Source organism: Gramella sp. AN32 (assembly GCF_023718305.1).
Taxonomy (GTDB): Bacteria; Bacteroidota; Bacteroidia; order Flavobacteriales; family Flavobacteriaceae; genus Christiangramia; species Christiangramia antarctica.
Window position 1 is genome coordinate 401971 of record NZ_QEYO01000001.1, and the last position, 18622, is coordinate 420592.

Annotated in this window: 10 protein-coding genes, 1 tRNA gene and 1 CRISPR repeat array; of the genes, 5 read left to right on the plus strand and 6 right to left on the minus strand. The window is 36.7% G+C overall.

Annotated elements, in window-relative coordinates:
• Window positions 1-13 precede the first annotated feature (13 nt).
• The 5 genes from cas5b (at window position 14) to cas2 (ending at window position 5459) form a co-directional block, all read left to right on the plus strand.
• Window positions 14-784: a type I-B CRISPR-associated protein Cas5b gene (cas5b, locus tag DHD80_RS01955; RefSeq protein WP_251739193.1), complete on the plus strand. Its 771-nt coding sequence runs from the start codon at window positions 14-16 to the stop codon at window positions 782-784.
• Window positions 768-3545, plus strand: coding sequence for a CRISPR-associated helicase Cas3' (cas3, locus tag DHD80_RS01960; RefSeq protein WP_251739194.1), 2778 nt, complete (start codon window positions 768-770; stop codon window positions 3543-3545). Before cas5b ends, cas3 begins: the two co-directional genes overlap by 17 nt.
• Before the next feature lie 117 nt (window positions 3546-3662).
• A complete protein-coding gene (gene cas4 / locus DHD80_RS01965) occupies window positions 3663-4193 on the plus strand; it encodes a CRISPR-associated protein Cas4 (RefSeq protein ID WP_251739195.1) in 531 nt (176 codons plus the stop codon).
• Window positions 4190-5194, plus strand: a complete 1005-nt coding sequence (gene cas1b, locus DHD80_RS01970; protein WP_251739196.1) for a type I-B CRISPR-associated endonuclease Cas1b — start codon at window positions 4190-4192, stop codon at window positions 5192-5194. The genes cas4 and cas1b overlap by 4 nt, the downstream gene beginning before the upstream one ends.
• 1 nt (window position 5195) lies before the next feature.
• Window positions 5196-5459, plus strand: coding sequence for a CRISPR-associated endonuclease Cas2 (gene cas2 / locus DHD80_RS01975; RefSeq protein ID WP_251739197.1), 264 nt, complete (start codon window positions 5196-5198; stop codon window positions 5457-5459).
• Between the two features lie 205 nt (window positions 5460-5664).
• Window positions 5665-14447: direct repeats of the CRISPR family, unit length 30 nt; unit sequence CTCTCAATCGAACCATATAGGAATTGAAAT.
• Between the two features lie 392 nt (window positions 14448-14839).
• Here cas2 and DHD80_RS01980 read toward each other — a convergent pair.
• The 6 genes from DHD80_RS01980 to DHD80_RS02005 all read right to left on the minus strand — a co-directional run bounded on the left by DHD80_RS01980 (window position 14840) and on the right by DHD80_RS02005 (window position 18606).
• A tRNA-Arg gene (locus DHD80_RS01980) sits at window positions 14840-14913 on the minus strand.
• Between the two features lie 88 nt (window positions 14914-15001).
• Window positions 15002-15277, minus strand: a complete 276-nt coding sequence (locus tag DHD80_RS01985; protein ID WP_251739198.1) for an ATP-dependent Clp protease adaptor ClpS — start codon at window positions 15275-15277, stop codon at window positions 15002-15004.
• Window positions 15278-15326: 49 nt separating this feature from the next.
• A complete protein-coding gene (gene prmA / locus DHD80_RS01990) occupies window positions 15327-16160 on the minus strand; it encodes a 50S ribosomal protein L11 methyltransferase (protein ID WP_251739199.1) in 834 nt (277 codons plus the stop codon).
• Entirely contained in the window at window positions 16160-16912 is a 753-nt protein-coding gene (gene tpiA, locus DHD80_RS01995) for a triose-phosphate isomerase (protein ID WP_251739200.1), read from the minus strand. Before tpiA ends, prmA begins: the two co-directional genes overlap by 1 nt.
• Window positions 16913-16940: 28 nt before the next feature.
• Entirely contained in the window at window positions 16941-18038 is a 1098-nt protein-coding gene (locus DHD80_RS02000) for a BT_3928 family protein (protein ID WP_251739201.1), read from the minus strand.
• A 4-nt stretch (window positions 18039-18042) separates the two neighbouring features.
• A complete protein-coding gene (locus DHD80_RS02005; RefSeq protein WP_251739202.1) occupies window positions 18043-18606 on the minus strand; it encodes a DUF1599 domain-containing protein in 564 nt (187 codons plus the stop codon).
• Window positions 18607-18622 lie beyond the last annotated feature (16 nt).

Genomic DNA, 18622 nt, shown 5'->3' on the forward strand with positions numbered 1-18622 from the left:
TATCTCAAAACACATGCACCTCGTATCATTTGATTTAAAGGGTGATTTCGGGTTTTTTAGAAAACCGGAAACCAACAATACCCTCAATGTTTCCTACAATATGTTGCACAAACCGGCCCTGCTTGGTCTTTTGGGGGCAGTTATCGGTTTAAAAGGGTATAAAAAGAAAGGGGAGCTCCCAGAATATTATCAAAAACTATCCAAGGTCAAAGTGGGTATTGAACCCTTAAATCATGATAAGGGAAATTTCACCAAGACCTCTATCAAATATTCAAATACGGTGGGGTATGCCAATAAGGGAACTACTTTCCTTACGGAGGAACTTACATTAGTATCCCCCCAATACCGTGTTTTTTTATTATTGGATAGTGCTAATAAAGATCAGGAACAGCTTCTAGAAAATTTAAAAGGATGCCGTACTGAGTTCATTCCTTATTTTGGAAAGAATGAATTTACTGCTTGGTGGGAAAGAAAATCTTTTAAAATATATGACTATGAAGTCAATATTTCCGAAAAACCTGAGCGAATAAAAATTAAATCTCTTTTTATTAAAAAAGGTGCGATGTTACCAATTATCAGTGAACCAAGGTCCGAAAGAGGTAATAGAGATAAAGTGAACTTACCCTTTGTGTATTTTGAAAGATTGCCTATTGATTTCAATCTTGAACTAATGCAATATGAATTGGCTGAAATGGTCTACACAAATTTTGATTTGGAAAATTCGGCGAACATTTCAAATCTTTACAACATCAAGGAGTTAAAAGGTTATGTACAACTCAATTAAACCATGTTCTCAAATTATTGAGGAGTTCAGACAATCTGATTGCCTATCGATTACGCTTGATAATGTAGAAAACTATTTGGCTCATACTTCACCAATTAGGCAAAAGGAAACATTAGAAGAGCATTTAAAACTTGTTGAATACTACTTCTCTCAACTTGTGGATGTTCATGGGGTTGATGACGTAATTGATGGATTGATTCACGATTACCTCAAAAGCCTAAATTTAAACCATCCATCCTTTTCCGAGTTTGTCAAAAAAGTTTTTGTTTATTCCATTTGCTATCATGACCATGGAAAAATCAACGACAACTTTCAAGCCTCTTCAGTAAAGATGGCAAATCCGCTGTTTGAGGAATTAAAAGAAAGTTATAATGGACTCGGAACGAATCACTCGAGACTAAGTGCATATATTTTCAATGTCCACCTTATCAAAAAAGCAGATGAACTGTTCGAGAATGAAGAATTAGATTTAAGCTATTTGATAATTTTTTCTTTTAGCTTTATCATTCTTAGGCATCATAGTAAATTTCTGAATGAGGAATATTTAGAATATTTGGCCATTTGTAGTGCCAATTTTAAGTCACTACTTCCATTTCTGAACAAATTCAAAGAAAACTACGATTATAAGGAAATATCAGACGACATATCCGATTTAAATTACTTATTATTAGATATTAAGCAATATAGCAAGTATGCGAAATCTTTTTCGTTTTATCAACTACTTCGTTTAAATTTTTCATTGCTTACAGCTTCAGATTATTTGGCGACAAACGAATATATGAACCAAGATAGGATAACGGATTTTGGTGTTTTATCCAAAACGCGTATCAACAGAATGGTTCAAAGAATACAAACGGAAGATTGGTTGGACGAGCAGGGTCAAAAAAGAAACTTCAATAAAAAGACCTATCAAGAACTGAACACCCTAAGTTTAGAAAAACCAATTACCAAAAGCAATGAGAACCTAAATCTACTCCGTCAGCAGATGGCAACGGAAGCCATTCGTAATGTGCGAGAGAACCTTGGTGAAAGGATTTTTTATATTGAAGCACCTACCGGCGGTGGAAAAACCAATATATCGATGTTGGTGGCCCTAGAACTTTTAGAAGCGAATCCCGCGCTCAACAAGGTGTTTTACGTATTCCCCTTCACCACGCTCATCGATCAAACCTACAAAAGCATTCAGCAAAGCCTAGGTTTATCGGAGATCGAGATTGTGGCCTTACATTCAAAAACTTCATTTCTCAAAGACAATGAAGAAGATGACGATTATGGAGACAAGCGTAAAAATTATCTAGGTCACCTTTTTTTAAATTATCCTTTTTGTCTATTGTCGCATGTCCGTTTCTTTAATATGTTGGTAACTAACGAAAAAGAACGCAACTATATATTGCATCGGTTGGCGAATTCCGTTGTGGTAATTGACGAATTGCAGTCTTACTCACCAAAGCAATGGGATAAGGTCATCTACCTTATTCAGGAATATGCCAGGGCGTACAATATCCGATTCATTATCATGTCGGCCACTTTGCCTAAAATCAATAAGTTGAAGCTAGAAATACCTGTTGAAAATATCGTTTATCTGCTACCGAATGCTCGTAAAGACTATTTTCAAAATGTTAATTTTAGGGATAGGGTTGCCTTTGATTTCAGTTTGACCGAACAAAAAATAGAATTGGACTATCTAGCCGAAAAAGTATTGGAAGAATCCCAAGAATATGCCAAGAAGGATTTGGGAACGGTCAAACCAAAAGGCAGCGTTTTTACGATAGTCGAATTTATATTCAAAAAATCCGCTACTCGATTCTTTTCGGAAATCAAACAAATCCACAATGGTTTCTTCGACGAGGTTTTCGTGCTTTCTGGAACTATCCTAGAGCATAGGCGACGCTATATCATCAATTTTTTAAAACGAAAAGGAAACCGTGATAAGAAAATCCTGCTCATTACCACACAAGTTGTCGAAGCGGGCGTGGACATAGATATGGATATAGGATTTAAGGACAAATCCTTATTGGACAGCGACGAGCAATTGGCAGGAAGGATAAATCGCAACGTAAACAAGATCGGTTGCAAGTTATTCTTATTTGATTTCAATAGAGAATCCGTGATTTATGGAGACGATTTGAGATACAAGATGACAAGGACCGAAATCAGCAAAGAAGAAGAGAAGCTGATTCTTGAGACCAAGAATTTTGACTTGCTTTACGACAAGGTAATTGCCTTTAAGGACAAACGCAATGCGGATAAAAACTTTTCCGGTTTTAATCAATACCACAATTTGGTGGAGGATTTAAAGTTTAGGTCCATTTCAGACGAATTTCAATTGATTGATCAGGAAAACATAAGTTGTTTTATTCCTTTAAATATTCCGGTATCGGTATGCGGAGAGGAAACGGGAACAGAAGAAAAAATATTTAGTGCAAGCGAATTGGATTTTTTGGCAACTTTTGGTGTTCAGCCAAATGCAGATAAAGAAATATGTGGTGTTCAGGTTTTTGACTTGTATGTGGAACTCATAAACTCTAAAAAGTCATTTTTCAAAAAGAATTTGGATATAAAAATACTTCAATCCACACTCGCCAAATATGTTTTTTCACTTTTTAAAACGAAGAAATTTGAAACGCAAATCATTGAATTTGCCGACATGGAAAAAAGCGATTTCGGATATTATTATATACAGCACTGGGAGGGTTTTTACGATGAGATTAAAGGTATTGATGATTCTCATTTCAACAGTGTGGAGAATCAATTGTTGTAAAATGTTTGATGAGGTAATTGGTTTGAAAAATAATTATGCACATTCGGATGTGCAAAAATCAATCAAAAATGCACATCCGAATGTGCAAAAACCTGCTTTTATAAAACCGTTGTAATAATGAACCTTAATGCTACACTCATAAACCTTTATCATGTTTGCCCCCGCGAGTGCTGGCTACATGCCAACGGCATCAACATGGAGCACACCTCAGACACGGTTTACGACGGCAAGCTGCTGCACGAGACGAGCTACCCCCAACGGGCGGATAAATACACCGAAATCGAACTTTCCGCCAATTGGAACGGGGCGACCTTGAGTGGAAAAATCGACTTCTACGACCAGAAGGAAAAGACCATCCACGAGACCAAGCGGGGAAAATCTGTAGAAGAGGCGCATACCTGGCAGGTGAAATTTTATATCTGGCTGTTGGAACTCAACGGGGTCGAAGGGGCGATGGGTAAAATAGAATACCCGAGGCTGCGTAAAACGACTGAGGTATTCCTAACCGGGCCGGACCGGGCTTTTTTAGAGGAAACCGTTCCCAATATCCGGGAATTGGTACAGCGGGAAAAATGTCCACCCACCATAAATGCCAGGATATGTAAAAAATGTTCTTATTATGAACTCTGTTATATTGACGAAGCATGAAGAAAAGTTACTACTTGTTCAATCCCGGGAGGCTCTCTAGAAAAGACAATACCTTAAAATTCTTGCCCGTAGATGAAGAGGGCAAGGAAGGGAAGCCCAAATACCTTCCGGTAGAGGGTGTAAAAAACCTGTTCTGTTTTGGAAGTCTCGATGCCAACAGTGCCCTATACAATTTCCTGGGAAAACACCAGATCGGGGTACATTTTTTTGATTACTACGAACATTATACGGGCAGTTTTATGCCCAAGGACTATTTGTTAAGCGGCAAAGTGATTGTAAACCAGGTGAAGCATTACAATTCAAAGAAAAAAAGGATGGTTCTTGCCCAGAGTTTTGTTGAAGGGGCTGCCTTTAATATGCTCAAAAATCTAAAATATTATTCCAAGCGCGAAAGGGATATAAATCTCCAGATTACGCAAATCGAACAACTGGTCACGGCAATACAGCATACCCGAGCCATCGACGAACTGATGGGTATCGAGGGGAATATCCGTATGGCCTATTATAGCGCGTTTGGTGAGATCATCAATGATTTTGAAATGAACAACCGCAGCAAACAGCCGCCCAGCAATGAGGTGAATGCCATGATCTCTTTTGTAAATATGATATGTTACACGGCCTGTTTGGATCAAATCTACCACACCCAGCTCAACCCCACCATTAGTTTCTTGCACGAACCGGGTTTTCGGCGGTATTCCCTAGCCCTGGATCTGGCCGAAATCTTTAAGCCGCTGTTGGCAGACCGCCTTATATTTTCGCTGCTCAACAAAAAAATAATTCAAAAAAACGACTTCGACCAAAAACTGAACAGTTGCCTTTTGAAGGAATCCGGACGAAAGAAAGTAATGCGTGCCTGGGACGAAAAACTTGACGAGACCATCAAGCACCGTACACTTGACCGCAGCATCAGCTACAAACGTTTGATCCGGTTGGAATGTTACAAACTGGTAAAACACGTGATGGGGATGCAGGAATACAAACCCTTTAAAATGTGGTGGTAGCATGTATGTGATCCTGGTATATGACATGGACAAAAGGCGGGTGGGCAAAATGCTCAAACTTTGCCGCCAGTACCTCAACTGGATACAGAACAGTGTTTTTGAAGGTGCCATCACCGAAGTAAAACTCAAAGAATTGATCGCAGAGGCCAAATTGATGATGGACGAGGAAACCGATAGTTTGATTATCTTTAAAAGCAGGGAAGAACATTGGTTGGAGAAAGAGGTCGTGGGAAGGGAAAAAAATGAATTGGACAACCTTCTCTAAGCGTCTGCCCTATATAAAATGCATCTTAAATAAATGTTCTTTGACATTTTGAAACATACGCCACTTATTATCAGGTCTATAAAAAGGCGTCGAGTCCCGGGATAAATTGTACTATTGGGCATTGACGCTTTTTTATGCCTATATTTACATTTTTAAATAACATAACGAATTAGAATACAAGTCGTTGCCATTTTTTTAGCCACGGCTCTCAATCGAACCATATAGGAATTGAAATTTTAAAAGGCCAAACAGTTGAATTATTGGATTGGGACTCTCAATCGAACCATATAGGAATTGAAATTTCCTTCAGGGATATACCCTTTATTAGATCTTCTCCCTCTCAATCGAACCATATAGGAATTGAAATCTCCTGAGCAGGTTAAAGAGTTACCTTCAGAAATGACTCTCAATCGAACCATATAGGAATTGAAATTTTCTCTTACTAAGAAGTCTGCTAATGTTTGGCTAACTCTCAATCGAACCATATAGGAATTGAAATAGAAAAAATTATAGCGCAAATAACTAAAAGGACAGACTCTCAATCGAACCATATAGGAATTGAAATAGTTATTGCAGGATGAATACGACGATTTGCAGCGTACTCTCAATCGAACCATATAGGAATTGAAATTTCGATCCTGAATAAATTTCAAGATCATGTTATATCTCTCAATCGAACCATATAGGAATTGAAATTTTCCGGGATCGTTACAACGACTATTACCAGTGAAACTCTCAATCGAACCATATAGGAATTGAAATATGCTTTCGGCATTTCAAGCCAGCTTATAGGATATCCTCTCAATCGAACCATATAGGAATTGAAATTTGGAAATAAACATGCCTTCGTTGAAGAAAGCATACTCTCAATCGAACCATATAGGAATTGAAATATAAATAGTGATCTATAGGGCTTTCAGAAGGGTCTAGCTCTCAATCGAACCATATAGGAATTGAAATAAATCTAACCTTTTTATTAGCGGACAAGAAAACCGACTCTCAATCGAACCATATAGGAATTGAAATCTAACACTAACAGATAGGGTTTCGATAGGTTTTTTACTCTCAATCGAACCATATAGGAATTGAAATGGCAATTTCCCTATATAGAACTGCCCAACCGGTAGGCTCTCAATCGAACCATATAGGAATTGAAATGTTTTGGGAGCGAAGACAACCCGGTAATTCAGCCGACTCTCAATCGAACCATATAGGAATTGAAATGGAACTAAGCCTTTGGATCTATATCGCCTGCGCATCCTCTCAATCGAACCATATAGGAATTGAAATAGAGCATATAATCTTCCAGGAGAGGCAAATTGCAAACTCTCAATCGAACCATATAGGAATTGAAATATGGATAAGCGAAAGGCAGCTGTTAATGAATTAAGCTCTCAATCGAACCATATAGGAATTGAAATTCTAAAGATGTTCCGGTGCTTTCCCCAAGCAGTGTACTCTCAATCGAACCATATAGGAATTGAAATATTAAAAAACCAGCCCGGCCTTGACGTCATAAATTTCTCTCAATCGAACCATATAGGAATTGAAATATAACCTTTACCAAACTATTGCCCCTTATCTCCCATCTCTCAATCGAACCATATAGGAATTGAAATTTTAAATTCGGTTTATGGGTAATTGAGCGACTTCACTCTCAATCGAACCATATAGGAATTGAAATGCGAATATAGGATATAACATGATCTTGAAATTTATTCTCTCAATCGAACCATATAGGAATTGAAATTATGAAAGAACCTGTGTATCTGTGTGGTTGTTTAGCTCTCAATCGAACCATATAGGAATTGAAATAGTATTACCGGGCGGTTCTATTGGAGCAGGGAATAGCTCTCAATCGAACCATATAGGAATTGAAATTCATTTCGTGATATCTAACAGCATCTATAGCGTGATCTCTCAATCGAACCATATAGGAATTGAAATCTTTTTTACCCTAATTAGGCGGTTGCTAATGCTTCCCTCTCAATCGAACCATATAGGAATTGAAATTTGAAATATTCGTGTTTGCTTTCCGATTTGTTCCACTCTCAATCGAACCATATAGGAATTGAAATTAAAAGAGAAGAGCAAGCACTACCTGATGAATTAAGCTCTCAATCGAACCATATAGGAATTGAAATATTACACTTTCAGATACACTTACACTATCACTAACCTCTCAATCGAACCATATAGGAATTGAAATCGTTCTGCCCGAAGAACATCATAATTAGGCACAACACCTCTCAATCGAACCATATAGGAATTGAAATTTTAAGTACAAAGCCAGTAAATTATATTCTTAGCATCTCTCAATCGAACCATATAGGAATTGAAATAATCTTCTGCACCTTCTATATATACGCCATCGCCCCCTCTCAATCGAACCATATAGGAATTGAAATAGGGTATCTTGGGTATAATTATGAAGAAAATTTAGACTCTCAATCGAACCATATAGGAATTGAAATTTTATTAATTTCACCCCCATAAGGAAATCCAGGTTCCTCTCAATCGAACCATATAGGAATTGAAATAAGGGTTAAGTTGTTATTGGAGAATGCAGACGAAAACTCTCAATCGAACCATATAGGAATTGAAATGTTGAAATTACTCTCATAAGAGAACCACCACCAATTCTCTCAATCGAACCATATAGGAATTGAAATAGGTTGGTCGTTATCTTTTGACCTCCATTTCTTAGACTCTCAATCGAACCATATAGGAATTGAAATAAATTAACTTGTGTGCTATCCCATGTAATAGGTGGGCTCTCAATCGAACCATATAGGAATTGAAATTCATTAATAGAGGTGGCACGAACACTTTCGGTGAACTCTCAATCGAACCATATAGGAATTGAAATGTAACACGATTAAAGGGGAGTAAAATTTATTGTGCCTCTCAATCGAACCATATAGGAATTGAAATTTTTTTTGTTAAGAAAGCCCCGCCTTTTCCGGTAACCTCTCAATCGAACCATATAGGAATTGAAATTCCCATCGGTCTGTTAACAAAAGTCTTTGTCCACTTCTCTCAATCGAACCATATAGGAATTGAAATGCGTTCAATCTCCCTTAAAATTTAGATTCTTCCCACTCTCAATCGAACCATATAGGAATTGAAATAAGACTCAACGTTGATCTGTGGTTTTTTCTGCTCGTCTCTCAATCGAACCATATAGGAATTGAAATTCCGGTGGCGGCGCGTTATTAACAGACTCTATTTTACTCTCAATCGAACCATATAGGAATTGAAATTGGCCTTAACCTTCAGCATGGTGGTAACATAATCGTCTCTCAATCGAACCATATAGGAATTGAAATATCAGCAAGAACATTTACAATTAGAAAGACTTATAGCTCTCAATCGAACCATATAGGAATTGAAATTCGTTTACATCCTCTTCTTTAGATGTGGGTGCTATCCTCTCAATCGAACCATATAGGAATTGAAATCCAACTACTTGTAGACCTTAGTTCTAAATGGCTTAACTCTCAATCGAACCATATAGGAATTGAAATAGAATTGACACCGTAGAAGTTTTCAAAACAGTTTTTCTCTCAATCGAACCATATAGGAATTGAAATTAGCTTAATTGAAAGTTCGCTGATTCCCTTCTATATCTCTCAATCGAACCATATAGGAATTGAAATGTAACATGTACGTACCATAATGGCAATCCGTATTGCTCTCAATCGAACCATATAGGAATTGAAATAGGTATCTAACCTTTTTTTAATGTCGAAACTTTGTTCTCTCAATCGAACCATATAGGAATTGAAATTCCTAAAGCTAAAATAGAAGCCGAAGCGCTGACCGTCTCTCAATCGAACCATATAGGAATTGAAATGACGAAGGCGATACTTCATACTACGACAGTGTAGAACTCTCAATCGAACCATATAGGAATTGAAATGGGGTTTACAATTCTAGTGGTCATATTTGTTGCTATCTCTCAATCGAACCATATAGGAATTGAAATAAGATTCAACGTTAATCTGTGGTTTTTTCTGCTCGTCTCTCAATCGAACCATATAGGAATTGAAATTCCGGTGGCGGCGCGTTAGTAACAGACTCCATTTTACTCTCAATCGAACCATATAGGAATTGAAATTAGGTCAGATAACTAAAAGGACAGAGCAAGGTAAGGCTCTCAATCGAACCATATAGGAATTGAAATAGATTTCCTGAGATTTACACGCAATTTAGAGATGCTCTCTCAATCGAACCATATAGGAATTGAAATACAGCAAACGAAACCCCAATCATAACCAATGGAGCACTCTCAATCGAACCATATAGGAATTGAAATAGAAATAACATTAAGAAGGCAAGGGGCTGGAACTGTCTCTCAATCGAACCATATAGGAATTGAAATTGAAAAGAATAAGAGAAAAGATATTTCTGAAAGGTGCTCTCAATCGAACCATATAGGAATTGAAATAAGATAAAGCCGGCAATTTTAAGGATCCTTTACGGCTCTCAATCGAACCATATAGGAATTGAAATTCGGGCAAAGCTTTTAATTCCTCTGCGGTTAGCTCCCTCTCAATCGAACCATATAGGAATTGAAATTATCTATATTATTTAAGATCACCACAAACTTAGTAAACTCTCAATCGAACCATATAGGAATTGAAATTTTATCTTCTAAATGCGGTTATGGGAATACTAGAGACTCTCAATCGAACCATATAGGAATTGAAATATCCCTGGATTGAATTAAAGTATTTTGTTTCCCCTTCTCTCAATCGAACCATATAGGAATTGAAATTTAGCTGGATCAAATTGTTGATCTGGAGGCGGAACACTCTCAATCGAACCATATAGGAATTGAAATAGATCTGCGCTTCCTAAGTGGTCGCTTTTAAATACCCTCTCAATCGAACCATATAGGAATTGAAATGAAAATGTTTTCTTAGATCGGCAACCACTAATAATTCTCTCAATCGAACCATATAGGAATTGAAATAAATATAGATACAGGTTACGGTAGCACGTGGTTTTCTCTCAATCGAACCATATAGGAATTGAAATGGGTCAGGCCGTACACCGCGGCCAGGATGAGCGCGGCTCTCAATCGAACCATATAGGAATTGAAATTAACAAACCCGGCTTATATCGGAGTTGGATTGATCCTCTCAATCGAACCATATAGGAATTGAAATGAAGTAGCCAAGCATTTGAAAGAAATTGGGGATATACTCTCAATCGAACCATATAGGAATTGAAATAGTTTCATAATGTGATGTGATATTTGAGTTATTAAACTCTCAATCGAACCATATAGGAATTGAAATCTTCCAAAGATTACGTTTTTCGGGTCAAATTCTGCGCTCTCAATCGAACCATATAGGAATTGAAATTTAGCTGTACCGCCTTGTTTTCCTGTGGTGGAATTATCTCTCAATCGAACCATATAGGAATTGAAATTTTGTAAGAGGGGAAACTATAGTAGACTTTCCAAATACTCTCAATCGAACCATATAGGAATTGAAATTAGCGAAGAATATGAAGAAGAAGGGAATTGGAAAGCTCTCAATCGAACCATATAGGAATTGAAATCTTTCTCCAGGATCTCTTCACTGGAAATTTTCACGACTCTCAATCGAACCATATAGGAATTGAAATTGGAAAAATTATATAACCTAAGTTCAGATGGGGATACTCTCAATCGAACCATATAGGAATTGAAATCTTTATGGGGGGATAAGAACAACGTCCCCCACCATCTCTCAATCGAACCATATAGGAATTGAAATTTTAAGTACAAAGCCAGTAAATTATATTCTTAGCACTCTCAATCGAACCATATAGGAATTGAAATATTATATTTTAATCGTTCAGGTTATTTTCTTCATTCTCTCAATCGAACCATATAGGAATTGAAATCGCAAATGGCAATCTAGATGAAAACCAAAAGTTGATCTCTCAATCGAACCATATAGGAATTGAAATCAAAATGAATTGGGGCTAGTTTACTGGGGCGCGCATCTCTCAATCGAACCATATAGGAATTGAAATTGATAAGAATGAGTTTTTGATTAAGTCTGCTCTTCCTCTCAATCGAACCATATAGGAATTGAAATTATTAATAGGGCTAATTATTTGCGCTTCAACAGCCTCTCTCAATCGAACCATATAGGAATTGAAATTATTGATCGTTTATTTCTTTATTAAACCCCGCAGGCTCTCAATCGAACCATATAGGAATTGAAATGGCATTCGCCTTGTTTCATTAAGGTACATGGAAAGCTCTCAATCGAACCATATAGGAATTGAAATACGGTTATAGTCAAGATATCATCCACGGCATCTAATCTCTCAATCGAACCATATAGGAATTGAAATTTCATATATGCTTGTAGCGTTTCTGCAAAAGGCTGTCTCTCAATCGAACCATATAGGAATTGAAATGAAGTAGCCAAGCATTTGAAAGAAATTGGGGATATACTCTCAATCGAACCATATAGGAATTGAAATAGTTTCATAATGTGATGTGATATTTGAGTTATTAAACTCTCAATCGAACCATATAGGAATTGAAATCTTCCAAAGATTACGTTTTTCGGGTCAAATTCTGCGCTCTCAATCGAACCATATAGGAATTGAAATTTAGCTGTACCGCCTTGTTTTCCTGTGGTGGAATTATCTCTCAATCGAACCATATAGGAATTGAAATTTTGTAAGAGGGGAAACTATAGTAGACTTTCCAAATACTCTCAATCGAACCATATAGGAATTGAAATTAGCGAAGAATATGAAGAAGAAGGGAATTGGAAAGCTCTCAATCGAACCATATAGGAATTGAAATCTTTCTCCAGGATCTCTTCACTGGAAATTTTCACGACTCTCAATCGAACCATATAGGAATTGAAATTGGAAAAATTATATAACCTAAGTTCAGATGGGGATACTCTCAATCGAACCATATAGGAATTGAAATCTTTATGGGGGGATAAGAACAACGTCCCCCACCATCTCTCAATCGAACCATATAGGAATTGAAATGGAATCAATCTACTGCAGATTATTCATGTGAGAGGCCTCTCAATCGAACCATATAGGAATTGAAATGTTGAAGATATTAATTGGGATTGGTTCATTTTCGCTCTCAATCGAACCATATAGGAATTGAAATTAAATCCATATACGAATCCATTTGGCGAAGATTGTTCTCTCAATCGAACCATATAGGAATTGAAATATGTTTTTTGATAACATTAGCCCGTGATCTATTTTTTCTCTCAATCGAACCATATAGGAATTGAAATTTGGGGTTATTGAAATAGTAGTCAGCATCAGAAAGGCTCTCAATCGAACCATATAGGAATTGAAATTCCAATGATGTGATAATGTTATTCCCTGTGGGGTTACTCTCAATCGAACCATATAGGAATTGAAATTAGATAGTACAAAGCAGATTGATTAGCACGGTTACACTCTCAATCGAACCATATAGGAATTGAAATAATTCTCCAAGCCTTTAAAATCTACCTCCTGGATCCTCTCAATCGAACCATATAGGAATTGAAATTGGAGAATAGAAATGCACGTACTTTCTCCACATCGGCTCTCAATCGAACCATATAGGAATTGAAATTGATTCCATCCATTCTTCTACATCCTTATCATTGGCTCTCAATCGAACCATATAGGAATTGAAATCGAAAGATTTTGAAGAGTACTACTCCATTCATTCCACTCTCAATCGAACCATATAGGAATTGAAATTCTTTAAGCAGTACCGTGGCCGCTGTAGCAGCACCCTCTCAATCGAACCATATAGGAATTGAAATTGCAAAATTAAACTCGCTAAGCAGATACCCGGAAGCTCTCAATCGAACCATATAGGAATTGAAATGATGCTTTAGCAAAGCAAGCAGTTGAATATTTAAAACTCTCAATCGAACCATATAGGAATTGAAATTTAGTTGAAGCGGCTTTCAAGTCTATGGCAGGAGAACTCTCAATCGAACCATATAGGAATTGAAATCAGGAGCAACCGTCAGAGCTACTGCCGCGCAGTTAGCTCTCAATCGAACCATATAGGAATTGAAATATTCATGCGTATGATTGGATTGAATTTGATTACCCACTCTCAATCGAACCATATAGGAATTGAAATCTTGTTTTTCTCTTTCTATATCGGAAAGACGGGCACTCTCAATCGAACCATATAGGAATTGAAATCAAACTAAATTCAGACTATTGGCCGGTTTAGAATTGCTCTCAATCGAACCATATAGGAATTGAAATTTTGTAAACATCACCAAAGCACATCTAAAGGAAGGGCTCTCAATCGAACCATATAGGAATTGAAATTTTATTTTCTTTATCTTGAAAAATATTTTCCCAATCCTCTCAATCGAACCATATAGGAATTGAAATTTAATTAATACTATTTCTTTAGGTTTCTCAGGTTCACTCTCAATCGAACCATATAGGAATTGAAATTTGGAAAAATGATCGAGATAAACCCGTATTTAACCACTCTCAATCGAACCATATAGGAATTGAAATCCTGTAATAATTGATCCTGTAGAGCCGGAGCCTATTCTCTCAATCGAACCATATAGGAATTGAAATCGAAAGAAAAGAACGGAAAATTAATAATCCCCACCACTCTCAATCGAACCATATAGGAATTGAAATTTGCCAGGGAAATTGACAAGAATTTCGAAAAAGAAACTCTCAATCGAACCATATAGGAATTGAAATTCCATTGGTTTGCTTTTACATACAAATCATCTTTCTCTCAATCGAACCATATAGGAATTGAAATTTAGTTACAATAGTTTCTTGGCGCACAGTTTCTTTTCTCTCAATCGAACCATATAGGAATTGAAATTTGATCACATAAGCGATCTCTAATTCACCTTCACCCTCTCAATCGAACCATATAGGAATTGAAATTACTATGCAGGAAGGCAGAGCTGCTCTTCAACCAGGCTCTCAATCGAACCTTATGGGAATTATTTATTAATATTTTGAACATTTCTACGAACTTGTGGTGTTAAGGAAAAGGTGACGCCTAAAGGATTTAATTTATGTTCATTTATTGAAATATCATTTTAAAAATTGTGAAATAGTGTCCATTGTCGAAATATGTCATAAAAATGAACATTTTAAATATCTTCATTTCAAATAATTCCTTTTGAAGCTTTTTGATATTAATGAATTATGCTACCCCTTTAATAACCTACAATTTTACCGATTTAATAAAACCACCGATTTCCAATATAAACCTCATATCCGAGCAAAAATAAAATGAATGTGGACTAGATGTGGACTAGATAATTTCTTTTTAAAGAATAAAAAAACGCAACAGATTGAAAAACAGTGAGTTGCGTTTGAATAAGAAATATTAAAAGTGACCTCGACAGGATTCAAACCTGTAACCTCTTGAGCCGTAATCAAGTGCGCTATTCAGTTGCGCCACGAGGCCTAATTATTAAAACTTAGCCATTTGCTAAGCGGGTGCAAATATATATTTTTATTTAGAAAAGGGGGAAACATTCGTTCAGTTTTTTAGCTTAAACAATCTCGGCACTTAATCCTGCGTCCAGTAATTTGGAACATCGAGGTTCGAGATCTTTATAAGGACCTGTTTTAACGGTGCATTTTCCCTTATAATGAACCAGGAGGGAGCATTGTTCTGCCTGTTCAGGGGTATGTTCACAAGCATATATAAGAGTTTCGATCACATGATCAAAAGTGTTATGATCGTCATTATAGAGGACAATCTCATTGTTTTTGCTCACCTTTTCGTGAACTTCAACTTTTTCTAAAACTTCTTCTTTTGTACTCATCTCCAATTTTTCTTTCTGTACCCTTCAAATATACAAATTATCAAAAAATTTATCGAAAGGCTTTTACCGCAATCCAATTATCTTTTTCCAGATAATCCCTGAATTTCAATCCATTGACTTCTAAAGATTTTTTTATAGCCGGCAGGTCACCTTCATAAAAACCGCTTAAAAAGATCTTTCCGCCTTCTTTCAAACATGTGGCATATACCGGCATATCCTTCAGTAATATATTAAGGTTGATATTTGCCAATATCATATCGTAACTCCTGTCATTAAGCAATTCTGCTCCACCTTCCTCTACATTAATAAAATCACAGGAATTCCTTTCAGCGTTCTCCAGCGTATTTATATAACACCAGTTATCAATATCTATTGCATCAATTTTTGAAGCTCCTTTCATCGCGGTAAGAATTGCCAGAACACCGGTGCCACATCCCATATCCAAAACCGATGTATCTATCCATTCATTTTCCAAAATATGCCGAATCATTAAATGCGTAGTAGCGTGATGGCCGGTCCCAAAAGACATTTTTGGCTCAATAATTATATCAAATTCGGTATCTGGTTTTGCATGAAAAGGTGCTCTTACAGTACAAATATCATCAACCAAAATGGGCTGAAAGTTTTTCTCCCATTCTTCATTCCAATTTACCCTCTCGATTTCCTTCTTTGAATAAGTGATCTCGAATTCATCAGATTGTAAAATATGAACGTTCACTAAAAGATCTTCCTCATATTCTTCAACAGGAATATACGCCAAAACTCCATCTTCATTCTCCACAAAACTTTCAAAGCCTAAATAACCTAACTCTGCAATGAGAATTTCTGAAGCGGGTTCTACCGGTTCAATTTTAAAATCGAATTCAATATAATTTCCATTCATTAAAAGGCATTCACAATTTTTACAAAATCCACAGCATTTAAACTAGCTCCTCCAATTAAACCTCCATCTACATCGTCTTTCGCGAAAATTTCAGATGCATTATTTGGTTTTACACTTCCACCGTATAGAATTGAAGTGTTTTCAGCAACTTCTTTCCCCACATTCTTCTCCAGTAAACTTCTAACGTGAGCGTGGATTTCCTGGGCCTGCTCCGGGCTGGCGGTTTCACCAGTTCCAATCGCCCAAACCGGTTCGTATGCCAGAATTATATTCTTCCAGGCACTCTTTGGAAGTTGAAAAAGGCTTTCTTTTAACTGGGTTTCTACTACATCAAAATGCTTACCGGCTTTACGCTCGTTTAGCTCTTCCCCAAAACAGAAAATTACGTCCATTTCATTGTCGATCGCAGTCTTAACTTTTTCTGCAAGCATCTCATTGCTTTCTTTAAATTGAGCCCTTCTTTCACTGTGGCCAAGAATTACGGTATTAATACCAATACTTTTCAACATTAATGCTGAAACCTCACCAGTATAAGCTCCACTTTTAGCGGCATTCATATTTTGGGCAGCAACTACTATCGGGGTGTCTTTTAAAGCCTGAAAAGCAGGATAAAGACTGGTAAAAGAAGGTGCCACCATCACGGTAGCCTCGGGATCTTTGACCATTTGAAGTTTTAACTGACTGATTAATTCTTCAGTTTCTGAAAGATCATTATTCATTTTCCAGTTTCCTGCAACTATTTTTTTTCTCATGTTTTTGTTATTTAAATTTCTGATTTATTTATTCCAGCTCAATATCCTCTGCATCGAACCAATGTTTCTTTTGAGTTATCGTTCCTTTATTCAATACGAGTATTCCGGGATTTGACCGAATTATTGTTTTTAAGGCAGTTTCATCGGTTAAATAAAAGTCGAAATCAAAATTATATTTCTCCTTTACTTTCTGTTTCAAATCATCTCCACTCGCCGATAATCCTATAACCTCATATCCTGCTTTTAATGCTCTATCACTTAATTTTTTAACCGCTTCCATACCTTCTGCTTCACTATTGCGAAGATTATAGGCAATAATTAGGACCAGTTTTTCTTTCTCCAGCACCTCAGCGGTAATTGTTCCTTCAGGAGATTCAATTATGAAATCATGGATGGGAGGTTCATAACCTTCGGTAACCTGAGTAGTTTCCACATCTATAAATTCGCCATCTATTTGTGGATAAGCGCCCCTATTCGTTATAATTTGCTCCTTTCCGTTTACCTTGAATTTCCAGGAATATTCATATTGAGCTTCGGGAGCACCTTCAGGAATAGTCATTTGTTCCGTGATATTTTTTCCGATTTTATATGGCCTGAAATCAAAAACCGGAAGGTGCATGAGCACATGATAGGAATATCCAAAGGACAAAATAAAAGAGGCAAATATGAGCCACTTATGAAAGGCTGTTTGAAATAATGGCTCGATATATTTCCTGTTAAAAAATAAGATGAGAATAAGAACAAATAATATGCAATCCTTATAAAAAGATTCCCAGGGTGTTAGTGGAATAGCATCCCCGAAACATCCACAATCTGTCACTTTATTGAAATATGCTGAATAAAATGTGAGGAATGTAAAGAAAATGATCATTAATAAAAGGCACCACGTAGTAAATTTTGGGGCATAGCCAATAAGCAACATCACCCCTAAAACCAGTTCAAAAATAACAATAACGATGGCAATGATGAGTGCAAAAGGAATGAGGGAAGGAAGGTCTAAAACAGGCGCGCTAAAATATTCCTGAAGTTTATAAGAAAACCCCACAGGATCGTTCAGCTTGATAAACCCGGAAAAGATAAATAAAATCCCCACTAAGATCCTTGAAATATTTACGATCACTTTCATACAGTTAAGCTAAATTTTTGGTTTTTTGTTCGGCTTCTTCAAAATGGATCATTGCGAAAATGGCATAATTGATCATATCCTGGTAATTCGCATCAATTCCCTCACTTACCAGCGTTTTCCCCAGATTATCTTCTATTTGTTTTACCCGCAATAACTTTTGAATAATAAGATCTGTGAGTGAACTTATCCGCATATCCCGCCAGGCTTCGCCATAATCATGATTTTTATCCAGCATTAACTGCCTGGTTTCAGCAATTTTCGCGTCATACAATTCAACCGCGGTTTCGGTATTCATATCGGGTTGATCTACAATTCCCTTTTCCAGCTGAATTAGCGCCATCACCGAATAATTGATAATCCCTATAAATTCAGATTTTTCATCCTCATCTACTTTACGCACTGTATTTTCCTGTAGTTTACGAATTCGCTGCGCTTTAATAAAAATTTGATCGGTTAGTGAAGGTAAACGTAAAATTCTCCATGCACTTCCATAATCCTGCATTTTATTAAGAAACAAACTACGGCAAATTGCGATGACCGCGTCGTATTGTTTTGAGGTATCCTGCATGAAGTAGATGTAATTT

Coding starts and splice junctions, on each gene's coding strand:
- cas5b (WP_251739193.1), top strand. CDS start 14: ATGCACCTCGTATCATTTGATTTAAAGGGTGATTTCGGGTTTTTTAGA.
- cas3 (WP_251739194.1), top strand. CDS start 768: ATGTACAACTCAATTAAACCATGTTCTCAAATTATTGAGGAGTTCAGA.
- cas4 (WP_251739195.1), top strand. CDS start 3,663: ATGAACCTTAATGCTACACTCATAAACCTTTATCATGTTTGCCCCCGC.
- cas1b (WP_251739196.1), top strand. CDS start 4,190: ATGAAGAAAAGTTACTACTTGTTCAATCCCGGGAGGCTCTCTAGAAAA.
- cas2 (WP_251739197.1), top strand. CDS start 5,196: ATGTATGTGATCCTGGTATATGACATGGACAAAAGGCGGGTGGGCAAA.
- DHD80_RS01985 (WP_251739198.1), bottom strand. CDS start 15,277: ATGAGTACAAAAGAAGAAGTTTTAGAAAAAGTTGAAGTTCACGAAAAG.
- prmA (WP_251739199.1), bottom strand. CDS start 16,160: ATGAATGGAAATTATATTGAATTCGATTTTAAAATTGAACCGGTAGAA.
- tpiA (WP_251739200.1), bottom strand. CDS start 16,912: ATGAGAAAAAAAATAGTTGCAGGAAACTGGAAAATGAATAATGATCTT.
- DHD80_RS02000 (WP_251739201.1), bottom strand. CDS start 18,038: ATGAAAGTGATCGTAAATATTTCAAGGATCTTAGTGGGGATTTTATTT.
- DHD80_RS02005 (WP_251739202.1), bottom strand. CDS start 18,606: ATGCAGGATACCTCAAAACAATACGACGCGGTCATCGCAATTTGCCGT.